The following is a 12452-nucleotide window of genomic DNA, read 5'->3' on the forward strand; positions in this document are numbered from 1 at the left end:
GATATGAAAACGAAGAAACAAATCTTAATGTTGCTGCTAGCCCTGCTAGTAGGCTTCCCTACCCTTTCGGCTCAAAGTAAAAAGGAGAAAAAGGAACAAAAGAAAGAAGCTGTAAAAAAGATCATCGCATCCGAGAACTATAAGATAGATGTACAGACCGCCCTGCCGATGCGCGGACGTTCCATTCCTCTGACATCTCCCTACTCATTGGAGATTAGAAATGATTCGGTCATTTCCTATCTGCCTTATTTCGGACGGGCTTACAGTATCCCTTATGGTGGCGGGGACGGACTGAACTTCCGGGCGCCCCTCAAGGAATACAGCATGGAAATGGATAAGAAAGGGAATGCCGTCATCAAATTCATCGCCCGGAATCCCGAAGACAGATTTGAATTCAGGGCAAAAGTATACTCCAACGGTTCGGCAAGCATTGATGTGAATATGCAGAACCGGCAATCCATCAGTTTTCAGGGAGAACTGGAAATGAAAGACGAGTAAGCCCTTACTCCTCTTTTACATCTTCTTTTATATCTTCCCCACCTTTTAATATAGGCAGGCAGATGTGATATTTTACAGCCAAGATGCGGGTCAGGAATACGGCCGACCCGCCGATTAGCTGGCATGCGTACGACTCAAGTCCTGCGACATCGCAAAGCCAGTAGGCAATGCCGCCTACCACACAGGCCATCGCATAAATTTCTTTTCGGAATATCAGGGGAATTTCGTTGATAAAGACATCACGAATCACACCACCTGCCGCTCCCGTGATGCTACCCATAATGATTGCCACCCAAAAAGGATAGCCCAAGGCAATGCTTTTACCCACACCTACCACAGTGAACAACGCCAGTCCGATGGAGTCGAAGATAAAGAACGTATTGTTGAGCCGGATAAGCCAGCGTCCGAAGCAGATAACCCATAGCAAAGCCAGTCCCGTACAAATCAGATAAATGGGATTTGTCATCCATCCCGGAGTAACATCGAGCAGGACATCACGAAGAGTACCACCACCGATAGCCGTAGCAAGTCCTACAACATAGGCTCCGAACCAGTCGAAACGTTTTGCCGAAGCGAGCCGGATACCACTAATAGCAAAGGCAAATGTGCCTATAAAATCAAGAATTTGAACGAATGTGGGCATATATTTGTTATTTTGTATGCAAAGTAACAAATAAATTCCGTAAGAAAATGTACATTTGCTTCACGAATTAAACCGAATATGATAGAAACAATATGAAAATAACAATTGTTGCCGGGGCACGCCCCAATTTCATGAAGATAGCTCCCATTACACGCGCTATTGAAGCCGCACGGGCGCTGGGTAAAAGTATCTCTTACCGACTGGTCTATACGGGCAGAAAAGAGGATACGAGTCTGGATGCTTCTCTCTTTTCGGATCTCGACATGAAAGCTCCCGATGTCTATCTGGGAGTGGAAAGCAGTAATCCAACGACTTTGACAGCAGGAATCATGGTAGCTTTCGAACAGGAGCTGACCGAAAACCCGGCACACGTTGTTCTTGTGGTAGACGACCTGACTGCAACCATGAGTTGCGCCATCGTTGCCAAAAAGCAAGGAATCAAGGTGGCACACCTCGTAGCCGGAACCCGCTCTTTCGACATGAAGATGCCAAAAGAAGTGAACCGCATGATTACGGACGGACTATCCGACTACCTGTTTACAGCCGGTATGGTTGCCAACCGCAACCTGAACCAGACAGGAACGGAAAGTGAAAACGTATATTATGTAGGCAATATCCTTATAGATGCCATCCGCTACAACCGTAACCGCTTACTCAAACCGATATGGTTCTCCGTACTGGGATTGCAGGAAGGCAATTATCTCCTGCTCACCCTCAACCGCCGCGTATTGCTCAATGACAGGGAGAATCTGAAACGACTAATGGAAACAATCATTGAAAAGTCTGCCGGCATGCCTATCGTAGCACCGCTGCACACCTATGTGCGTAATGCTATCAAAGAACTGGGTATCGAAGCTCCGAACCTGCATATCATGCCGCCACAGAACTATCTTTTCTTCGGTTATCTGATTAATAAGGCAAAAGGAATTATTACCGACTCCGGAAACGTGGCGGAAGAAGCAACCTTCCTGGGCATTCCTTGTATCACCCTCAATACGTATGCCGAACACCCGGAAACGTGGCGCATGGGAACCAACGAACTTGTCGGAGAAGATCCGGCTCTACTTGCCAAAGCAATGGATACGCTGATGAAAGGCGAATGGAAGCGCGGCGGACTCCCCGAACGTTGGGACGGACGCACCGCAGAGCGTATCGTACAGATTCTATCAAGCAAATAACAACAACCTTACTTGCCCTATTCTGTCAAGCGTAGGGCAAGTAGTTTCAATACGCTTTGAAACTCTAGTTTCTCACCGTTGAAACTTTAGTTTCTTGCCGATGAAACTCCGGTTTCAAGTAATGGAAACAATAGTTCCAAGTAATGGAACAAATAGTTTCAACGGATGAAACTAAATCTGAAACTAGTTGTTAAATATATATGTCCGAGGCTGACTTATTTGAACATCGGGTGATATATGCTTGTAAACAACCAAAAACGATGGGTAAAAAAAGTTATATATTCTCTCATCATGAGAGTTATTTGCTAACTTTGCGCCCTACTACGAACGTTATGAGACAACGATATAACAAAATACTTATTCTGCTCTTACTTGTATTGGCAGCTTCAAATGCGTTTGCACAGCAAATAAAGGGGGTAGTTACTGATTCAGTGACACATGAACCGTTAATGTATATCTCTGTTTACTATCAGGAAAAAAGAGATATGGGTACTATCACCAATATTGACGGGGAATATAGTCTTGAAGCACGCAGAAATGGGGGAACACTTGTTTTCTCCGCCATTGGTTATGTCAGCAAAACTGTGAAAGTCAGTTATGGCAACCAAACAGTCAATGTCCAGTTAGCTCCGGACAATGTAATCCTGAATGAAGTCGTTGTAAAACCACAAAAAGAAAAATACTCCCGCAAAAACAATCCGGCAGTCGAATTCATGAAAAAGGTTATCGAGCACAAGAAGGCGCAAGTCCTCGAAGTGAACGACTACTATCAGTACGACAAGTACGAGAAGATGAAAATGTCTATCAACGACCTCACCCCGGAAAAACTCGAAAAAGGCATCTACAAGAAATATTCCTTCCTCAGAGACCAGGTGGAAGTATCAGAAACTACGAACAAGTTGATTCTCCCCATTTCCGTACAGGAGACGGCTTCGCAAACCATCTATCGTAAAAATCCCGAAAATAAGAAAACCATCATCAAAGGAAAGAATTCCAACGGTATCGAAGAATTCTTCTCAACGGGAGATATGCTCGGCACTGTTCTGAAAGACGTCTTTGCCGACATTAATATTTATGATGACGACATCCGCCTGCTCCAACAGCGTTTCGTAAGCCCTATCGGCAACAATGCCATTTCTTTCTATAAATATTATCTGATGGACACATTGATGGTGGACAAGCGCGAATGCGTACATCTGACTTTCGTTCCACAGAATTCGCAGGACTTCGGATTCACCGGACATTTGTATGTACTGAACGATTCTACATATGCCGTCCAGAAATGTACGATGAACCTGCCTAAGAAAACCGGAGTAAACTTTGTCAACCGCATGGATATCGTGCAGCAGTACGAACAGTTACCAAACGGCAACTGGGTATTGTCCGACGATAATATGACCGTAGACCTTTCCTGGAGTTCCAACAAAACAGCAGGTGGATTGCAGGTGGAGAGAACCACGAAATACAGCGATTATAAATTCGACCCTATCGAGCAACGGCTTTTCCGGTTGAAAGGAAGCGTGATAAAGGAAGCGGATATGCTTTCGAAAAGTGATGAATACTGGGCGAGCGTCCGACAGGTGCCGCTGACGAAGAAAGAAAGTACAATGGACGTATTCGTCAACCGTCTCGAACAGATTCCGGGATTCAAATATATCATCTTCGGAGCGAAAGCCCTGATTGAGAACTTTGTGGAGACAGGAAGCAAAGGACATCCGAGCAAAGTGGACATCGGCCCTATCAACACCATGATTTCAAGCAACTACATCGACGGAACCCGTTTCCGGTTGAGCGGTATGACTACGGCTCATTTCGACAAACACTGGTTCTTGAGTGGCTACGGCGCCTACGGTCTGAAAGACGAGCGATGGAAATACAGCAGTACGCTGACTTATTCGTTCAATAAACGTGATTATGTGGTTTGGGAGTTCCCGAAACATTATATTTCGGCAACGTATAGTTATGATGTAATGTCGCCGATGGATAAGTTCCTGTTTACGGATAAGGACAATATCTTCCTGTCACTGAAAACGACGACGGTAGACCAAATGTCTTATATGCGTGACGCGACCGTCAACTACGAACTCGAAACGCTTACGGGATTTGGAGTGAAAGCGATGCTCCGCCACCGTAACGACGAGCCTACCGGAAAATTGGAATATCTGCGTAATGACGCTGCGCAAACCCGTGTACATGACGTTACGACTACCGAAGCGAGCCTGACGCTGCGTTATGCGCCGGGTGAATCTTTCGTCAACTCCAAGCAACGCCGTGTGCCGGTATCGCTGGATGCCCCTATCTTTACACTTACTCATGCAATGGGATTCAAAGGTGTATTGGGCGGAGAATACAATTTCAACCGCACAGAAGCAAGTGTGTGGAAACGCTTCTGGCTTCCCGCTTCCTGGGGTAAGATAGATTGCAGCCTGAAAGCAGGGGCGGAATGGAATACAGTTCCTTTCCCGCTGTTGATTCTGCCGGAAGCCAACTTATCGTACATCACGCAGCGAGAGACGTTCAACCTTATCAATAACATGGAATTCCTGAACGACCGTTTCGCTTCCGTGTCCTTGTCTTATGACATGAATGGGAAACTATTCAACCGTATTCCGCTCATCAAAAACTTGAAGTGGAGAGAGATGTTCCGTGTCCGTGCATTGTGGGGGACGTTGACAGATAAGAACAATCCGTTTAAGAGCAGCAATCCCGATTTGTTCCGTTTCCCGACACGCGACGGTAAATTTACCAGTTTCGTGATGGATCCGAAAGTGCCGTATGTCGAAGCAAGTGTCGGTATCTACAACATTTTCAAGTTGCTGCACGTTGAGTATGTACATCGTTTCACCTACCGTGACAATCCGGGTATCAACAAGAACGGTATTCGTTTCATGGTATTAATGGTATTTTAAGAATTATGCAACCTTTAGCAGAGCGGCTACGGCCGAAGACTTTAGACGATTATATCGGCCAGAAACATTTAGTCGGGCCGGGTGCTGTCTTGCGCAAGATGATTGATGCAGGACGCATCTCTTCTTTTATCCTTTGGGGCCCTCCCGGAGTGGGTAAAACAACGTTGGCACAAATCATTGCCAATAAACTGGAAACTCCGTTTTATACATTGAGCGCCGTAACTTCCGGTGTGAAGGATGTGCGCGAAGTGATAGACCGTGCCAAGAGTAACCGTTTCTTTTCACAGTCCAGCCCTATTCTGTTTATTGATGAAATTCATCGGTTCAGCAAGTCACAGCAGGATTCTTTGTTGGGAGCGGTAGAGAACGGAACTGTCACGCTGATTGGCGCGACAACGGAGAATCCGTCGTTCGAGGTTATCCGCCCTCTCCTGTCCCGTTGTCAGCTTTATGTGCTCAAATCATTGGAGAAGGAAGATTTATTGGAACTTCTGCAACGTGCCATCGCTACGGATACCGTACTGAAGGAACGTAAAATCGAATTGAAAGAAACAACAGCCATGTTGCGCTTCTCCGGTGGGGATGCCCGCAAATTACTTAATATACTGGAACTTGTCGTTCAGTCGGAAACCGAAGAAACGGTGGTTATCACTGATGAGATGGTGACTGAACGGTTGCAGCAGAATCCGTTGGCATACGATAAGGACGGGGAAATGCATTATGATATTATCTCTGCTTTTATCAAGTCGATTCGCGGAAGTGATCCTGACGGAGCTATTTACTGGCTTGCCCGCATGGTGGAAGGCGGCGAAGACCCTGCTTTCATTGCCCGCAGACTTGTCATTTCGGCTTCGGAAGATATCGGGCTGGCCAATCCGAATGCATTACTTATTGCCAATGCCTGCTTTGATACGTTGATGAAAATCGGTTGGCCGGAAGGACGTATTCCTTTAGCGGAAGCTACGATTTATCTGGCAACGAGTCCTAAAAGTAATTCGGCATATAGCGCGATTAATGATGCGCTGGAGTTGGTTCGTTCTACCGGAAATCTGCCTGTTCCGTTGCATCTGCGCAACGCGCCTACAAAATTGATGAAACAATTAGGATATGGACAGGAATATAAATACGCACATAGTTATGAGGGCAACTTTGTAAAGCAACAATTCCTGCCGGATGAATTGAAAGATAAACGGATATGGCAACCGCAAAATAATGCTGCGGAACAGAAACATGCCGAACGGATGATACAGTTGTGGGGAGACAAGTTCAAGAAATGATGTTTTTCAGGCACGGATTACACGGATTTCACGGTTTCTTAAAATATGATTTTGCAAAAAGCAGCAACGTTATCCGTGTAATCCGTGCCTGAAAAATCAATATCTTGTTAAAGAAAGACGTATAACAGACGTATAACATATTATTAATATAAAAATTGAAATGAAGATTGTAGTTTTAGACGGTTTTGCCGCCAATCCCGGTGATTTGTCCTGGGAAGGTATAAAAGCTCTCGGAGAATGCTCGATTTACGATCGTACCGCTCCTGAAGAAGTATTAGAACGTGCAGCCGGAGCAGAAGTGCTTCTGACTAATAAAGTAATCATCAACGCAGACCACATGGCTGCACTGCCCGAACTGAAATATATCGGCGTATTAGCTACCGGATACAATGTAGTCGACACTGCTGCCGCCAAAGAACGGGGAATCATCGTTACTAATATTCCTTCATACAGCACCGCCTCTGTTGCACAGATGGTATTTGCGCATATTCTGAATATCACTCAACAAGTACAACACCATTCTGAAGAAGTACACAAAGGCCGTTGGACAAACAGCAAGGACTTCTGCTTTTGGGATACTCCGCTGATGGAACTCAGAGAAAAGAAAATCGGACTGGTCGGACTGGGAAATACCGGATATACGACTGCACGTGTCGCCATCGGTTTTGGAATGCAGGTATATGCATTGACTTCAAAGTCACACTTCCAGTTGCCACCGGAAATCAAAAAGATGGATTTAGACCAACTGTTCAGTGAATGTGATATTATCAGCTTGCATTGCCCGCTTACTCCCGAGACACGCGAAATGGTGAATGCCCGTCGCCTTGCTATGATGAAGCCGACTGCTATCTTAATCAATACCGGTCGTGGCCCGCTAATCAACGAACAGGATTTGGCGGATGCATTGAACAGCGGTAAGATTTATGCAGCCGGAGTGGATGTTCTTTCTACTGAACCTCCTTGTGCGGACAATCCATTGCTGACAGCAAAGAATTGCTATATCACTCCGCATATCGCATGGGCAACACTGGAAGCCCGTGAACGCCTGATGAATATTGCAATCGGCAACTTACAGGCATATGCTGCCGGAAAGCCGGAAAATGTAGTAAACAAATAAGAAGTAAGGACTAGCAATAAATAAGAAGAGGGTGTGTCAAAACCCTTATAAATAAAAAATCATCCTCGCTACAGATAGTTGTAGCGGGGATGATTTCGTTAAAAGGGGAGTTTTGACATGTCCTCTTCGTTAAAAGGAGAGTTTGGGCACTTTCCCCTCCATCTATTTTATTATTCCAGATTATTCTTATTATTCCCGATTCTCCGTCTCCGGGATTCCTTTAGTACGAATGTCCGCCTTCGTCCATCTCTTTCTCCGTAATCTTGTGACGGTCGATGCTACGCCAAGCGTAGAATATATAAGCTATCACAAACGGGACGAGAATGGAAACATAAGCCATTGTCTTCAAAGTAAACTCACTGGAACAGCTATTGGCTAACGTCAATGAGCTTTGCAAGTCTGTATAAGACGGATAATAAGCGGTGTTATTATATCCTGCCACTAACAGCAAAGACAATACGGTTAGCACCGTACCGATTCCCGTAAACCAAATTCCTTTATCAAACGTCTTTTTGAGTAAAGTCTTTCCGATGCCAAAGAGAACCAAAACAACTCCTATCAGAAATAAGACAAGAATTATCGGCATTTCGATAAAGTTAGTGAAATACTTGAATGGCTGCATATAAATCTCCTGCGTATCCGGATTCACAGCAAAGCCGTCGGAAACTAACGTGCGGATGACAAATGACAAGAAGAATACCAGAAATAAGACTGTATTGTTCCGCACAGCTCGACGGCACTTGTCTGTCAGTTCCTTATCCGCTATATTATTGATAAAATAAAGCGCACCCAGGACGCGGGCAAGGAAGAATACAGCCAGCCCTAAAATCACATTCCAGATATTAGTCAACGCATCCAGTCCGTGCCATCCATTTCCCCAATGGCTGATAACCGGCATAATGGTATCCGTCATATTTGCCTTATTGATATAGAAATCAGAACCCGTGAAGAAAGTAGCTACCGCTCCGCCAAGCAACAACGGGCCTACTACCCCATTTATCACGAGGAAAGTCTGATACGTCTTCTTACCCAACAGATTTCCCGCTTTACTCTGAAACTCATAGCTGACAGCCTGCAACACAAAACTGAAAAGAATTATCATCCAAAGCCAATAAGCGCCACCGAAACTGGTACTATAAAATAACGGAAAGGAAGCAAAGAAAGCGCCACCGAAAGTAACTAACGTAGTAAACGTAAACTCCCACTTACGTCCGGTAGAGTTCACCATCATTTTACGATGTTCTTCCGTCTTACCGAGACAGAACAACAATGAATTACCGCCCTGCACAAACAATAAAAACACAAGGATAGCTCCCAGCAAGGAAACGACAAGCCACCAATATTGTTGTAGAAATATATACATAGTCTTTACGATTAATGGTTAGTATTAGCATTATCTCCCGTATCCGGGCCTTTTCTGATGGCCTTTACCATGATTCCGGCACCTGCAATCAACATTACCGTAAACAAGAGCAGGAAGATAAAGAAAGTAATCTGCACGGAGCTTACATCCAGTTTGGAGATAGCGGCCGACGTAGGCAGCATATCACGGATAGCCCACGGCTGACGGCCGCATTCGGCAACCACCCATCCGGCTTGTCCGGCAATGTATCCCAAAGGAATAGTCAATAAAGCAATCCAATGCATCCATCTCATTTTACTCAAATCCTTCTTATAGACAAAGAAAAGGACAACGATAAAGAACAAGATAAAATATCCACCCAGAATCACCATTATACGGAACGCGTAGAAGTTCAGGGGAACATTCGGAACCAACTGATTCACATCCTTAATATATCCGTAACCGAAATAAGGAATATTTTCTTGTAATACTTTGTAAGCCACTTGCGCATCTTCTTCATTTCCTGCGCTCTTGGCGGCACGATAGGCTGCTAAGGCACCGATAGCCGTTTTTCCCCGTTCTATTTTCTCGGCAGCCGAAAGGGCTTTTGTACCGTCTTTCATCTGATAACCGCCTTCGATGATATTTGCGATACCCGGAACGTAACCATCCACATCACGTTCGGCAAGGAAAGAAAGCATGCTCGGTATTTCAATGCGGAAAAGGAACGGGTCTTTTCCGTCGTTATAAGTTTTCTTTTCAGGATTCAGCATGCCGATTCCTACCAGTCCGACATTCGTCCCCCCTTCATACAAACCTTCCACGGCAGCCAACTTCATCGGTTGTGTCTGTGCAATCTGATAACCGGAGCCGTCGCCAGTCCAGGCAGACAATAAGGATGCCACTAATCCGAAGATAGCGCCAATCTTGATACTGGCAAGCGCAAACTCACGATTGCGTTTCTTCAGCAAGTACCAACAACTGATACCGACTACAAAGATAGCGCCGAGCACCCAACCGGATAATACGGTATGAAAGAATTTATTGACAGCAACGGGTGAAGTTGCCACTGCCCAGAAATCGACCATCTCATTACGAACGGTATCGGGATTGAATTCCATCCCCACCGGATGTTGCATCCATGCGTTGGCAACGAGAATCCACCAGGCAGAAATCGTTGCTCCCAATCCTGTGAGCCAGGTAGAAGCCAGATGGAAACGTTTACTTACTTTCCCCCACCCAAAGAACATCACGGCAATAAACGTGGCTTCCATAAAGAATGCCAAAATACCCTCGATAGCCAATGGCGCACCGAAAATATCTCCTACAAACCAGGAATAATTACTCCAGTTCGTGCCAAATTCAAACTCAAGAATCAAGCCGGTTGCCACCCCGATAGCGAAGTTGATACCGAATAGCTTCATCCAGAACATCGCGGTTTTCTTCCAGAATTCTTTGCCTGTTTTATAATACAGCGTCTCCATGATGCCCATCACCACTGCCAATCCGAGTGTGAGGGGAACAAAAATCCAGTGGTACATTGCTGTCATCGCAAATTGGGCTCTCGACCAATCTATCAGCGAAGTGTCAATACTTTCAATCATAATCTTATGTAGTTTAAGAGTTAAAAATCAGTCGATTACTCCGGAATGGCACGTTGTATCAGTTCGTTGCCCACATAGGTTCCCTTGTCGGCATCCGTAGGATGGTCGCCGAGGAAATCAGGAAAAAAGAATAATTTGAGGATGAAGAACATAACGAATAATTTCAGCAGGATAATAATCCACAGCGTACGACCGAGTGTCATACTACGGAAACCCTCTAAATAGAAGTTCCAAATAGAAAGCAGTGTATTCTTCATATGATGACGTTCTAATTTTGTAATAAGTACAAATATACAATTTTTATAATTAAAACAAACAAATCCCCCGAATTGTTGCAAGATTTGTTGTGTTTTTCCAATAAAATCTACCTATCGACAGAAAAAAAACATTTAACGGCAAAATTCCGTATTCCGTCTATCGCTTTTGCAGCTAATATAATATGTACGTACCTTCGTTACCAGTAAATCAATAGAAGTATGAATATGATAAATGTAAGAAGATTGACAGTGATGGCATTTCTTGGCGCAGGTATGCTTCCGGGCATATCTGCACAAGAATCTCCGCTGCAAGCCGATACACAGAACGAAGCGAAGCTCCCTGCCCAATGGGATTTGCAATCGTGCATCGACTATGCTTTGGAACAGAATATTACTATCCGCAAAAACCGTGTGACGGCGGAAAGTACACAGATTGATGTAAAGACAGCTAAAGCTGCTTTGTTTCCCAGCCTTTCGTTTTCTACCAGTCAGCAGGTGGTGAATCGTCCGTATCAGGAGTCGAGCAGCCGGGTGAGCGGCAACGAGATTATCAGCAGTAACAGCAAGACAAGTTACAATGGTAATTATGGCCTGAATGCTTCGTGGACTCTATATAATGGTAACAAACGGCTGAAGACTATCAAGCAGGAACAACTGAACAACCATGTAGCCGAACTGGATGTGGCAACTTCCGAGAATACGATTCAGGAATCCATAGCCCAGGTTTATATTCAGATTCTTTATGCGGCCGAGTCTGTCAGAGTAAACGAAAACACATTGCAAGTTTCCATTGCTCAGCGGGATCGCGGAGAACAACTGCTGAATGCGGGAAGTATTGCAAAAAGTGATTTTGCGCAACTGGAAGCTCAGGTTAGTACCGACCGTTATCAACTTGTGACAGCGCAAGCCACCCTGCAAGATTACAAATTACAACTGAAACAACTGCTCGAACTGGACGGGGAGAATGAAATGGACGTCTATCTCCCCAACCTGTCCGACGAGAATGTGCTTGCCCCGTTGCCTACCAAGAAAGATGTGTATGTGAGCGCCCTCGCCATTCGTCCGGAGATTGAGGCAAGCAAGCTCAATGTAGAGGCTTCCGAACTGGGGATTGATATTGCAAAATCCGGTTATTTTCCGACTATCAGCCTTAGTGCAGGTATCGGGACGAATCATACGAGCGGCAGCGACTTTACTTTCGGCGAACAGGTGAAGAACGGATGGAACAATTCCATCGGCCTGTCCGTCAGTGTGCCTATCTTCAATAACCGTCAGACAAAGAGTGCCGTACAAAAGGCTAAGTTGCAACGCGAAACGAGCATGTTATCGCTGCTTGATGAACAAAAAGCTCTGTATAAGGCAATTGAAGGTCTTTGGCTGGATGCCAACAGTGCACAGCAGCGCTATGCGGCAGCCAACGAGAAGCTGAGGAGTACACAAATCAGCTATGACCTGATTAGCGAACAATTCAACCTGGGAATGAAGAATACCATAGAACTTCTTACTGAGAAGAATAACTTACTGCAAGCTCAGCAAGAACAGCTTCAAGCCAAATACATGGCTATCCTGAACACGCAGTTGCTGAAGTTCTATCAGGGGGATAAATTAGCATTATAATAAATAAGTA

General features: G+C 45.0%; 10 protein-coding genes. 6 read left to right on the forward strand and 4 right to left on the reverse strand.

Translation table 11 applies throughout. The features are described from left to right. Positions 1–3: 3 nt before the first annotated feature. Positions 4–498, forward strand: coding sequence for a DUF4251 domain-containing protein (locus tag AB5443_RS00420; RefSeq protein WP_368113023.1), 495 nt, complete (start codon positions 4–6; stop codon positions 496–498). Positions 499–502: 4 nt separating this feature from the next. Here AB5443_RS00420 and AB5443_RS00425 read toward each other — a convergent pair whose 3' ends face one another. Continuing rightward, positions 503–1141, reverse strand: coding sequence for a trimeric intracellular cation channel family protein (locus AB5443_RS00425; protein ID WP_073344941.1), 639 nt, complete (start codon positions 1139–1141; stop codon positions 503–505). Positions 1142–1233: 92 nt separating this feature from the next. Between AB5443_RS00425 and wecB the strand changes: the two genes are divergently transcribed. The 4 genes from wecB (at position 1234) to AB5443_RS00445 (ending at position 7622) form a co-directional block, all read left to right on the forward strand. Continuing rightward, positions 1234–2319, forward strand: a complete 1086-nt coding sequence (wecB, locus tag AB5443_RS00430) for a non-hydrolyzing UDP-N-acetylglucosamine 2-epimerase (RefSeq protein WP_368113024.1) — start codon at positions 1234–1236, stop codon at positions 2317–2319. A gap of 332 nt (positions 2320–2651) precedes the next feature. Continuing rightward, positions 2652–5228 carry a DUF5686 family protein gene (locus AB5443_RS00435; protein ID WP_368113025.1) on the forward strand — a complete coding sequence of 859 codons (2577 nt, stop codon included), beginning with the start codon at positions 2652–2654 and terminating at the stop codon, positions 5226–5228. A 5-nt stretch (positions 5229–5233) separates the two neighbouring features. Continuing rightward, a complete protein-coding gene (locus tag AB5443_RS00440; RefSeq protein ID WP_022140207.1) occupies positions 5234–6505 on the forward strand; it encodes a replication-associated recombination protein A in 1272 nt (423 codons plus the stop codon). Between the two features lie 160 nt (positions 6506–6665). Then, positions 6666–7622, forward strand: coding sequence for a D-2-hydroxyacid dehydrogenase (locus AB5443_RS00445; RefSeq protein WP_368113026.1), 957 nt, complete (start codon positions 6666–6668; stop codon positions 7620–7622). Positions 7623–7842: 220 nt separating this feature from the next. On the opposite strand, the gene cydB is transcribed toward AB5443_RS00445, so the two are convergent. The 3 genes from cydB to AB5443_RS00460 are packed head-to-tail and all read right to left on the reverse strand — an operon-like array spanning position 7843 to position 10825. Continuing rightward, positions 7843–8985 (reverse strand): cytochrome d ubiquinol oxidase subunit II, encoded by a 1143-nt coding sequence (gene cydB / locus AB5443_RS00450; protein WP_167964559.1) that lies wholly within the window; start codon positions 8983–8985, stop codon positions 7843–7845. A gap of 11 nt (positions 8986–8996) precedes the next feature. Further along, positions 8997–10568 (reverse strand): cytochrome ubiquinol oxidase subunit I, encoded by a 1572-nt coding sequence (locus AB5443_RS00455; RefSeq protein ID WP_044654917.1) that lies wholly within the window; start codon positions 10566–10568, stop codon positions 8997–8999. A 35-nt stretch (positions 10569–10603) separates the two neighbouring features. After that, the gene (locus AB5443_RS00460) at positions 10604–10825 is read right to left on the reverse strand and encodes a DUF4492 domain-containing protein (RefSeq protein WP_277133448.1); all 222 of its coding nucleotides are present in this window, start codon (positions 10823–10825) and stop codon (positions 10604–10606) included. A 219-nt stretch (positions 10826–11044) separates the two neighbouring features. Here AB5443_RS00460 and AB5443_RS00465 point away from each other — a divergent pair, with 219 nt between their 5' ends. Further along, positions 11045–12442: a TolC family protein gene (locus AB5443_RS00465; protein ID WP_277133449.1), complete on the forward strand. Its 1398-nt coding sequence runs from the start codon at positions 11045–11047 to the stop codon at positions 12440–12442. Positions 12443–12452: the final 10 nt, after the last annotated feature.

The sequence above is a fragment of the Bacteroides sp. RTP21281st1_H5_RTP21281_210402 genome (genome assembly GCF_040918965.1).
In the GTDB taxonomy this organism is placed as follows: Bacteria; Bacteroidota; Bacteroidia; order Bacteroidales; family Bacteroidaceae; genus Bacteroides; species Bacteroides congonensis.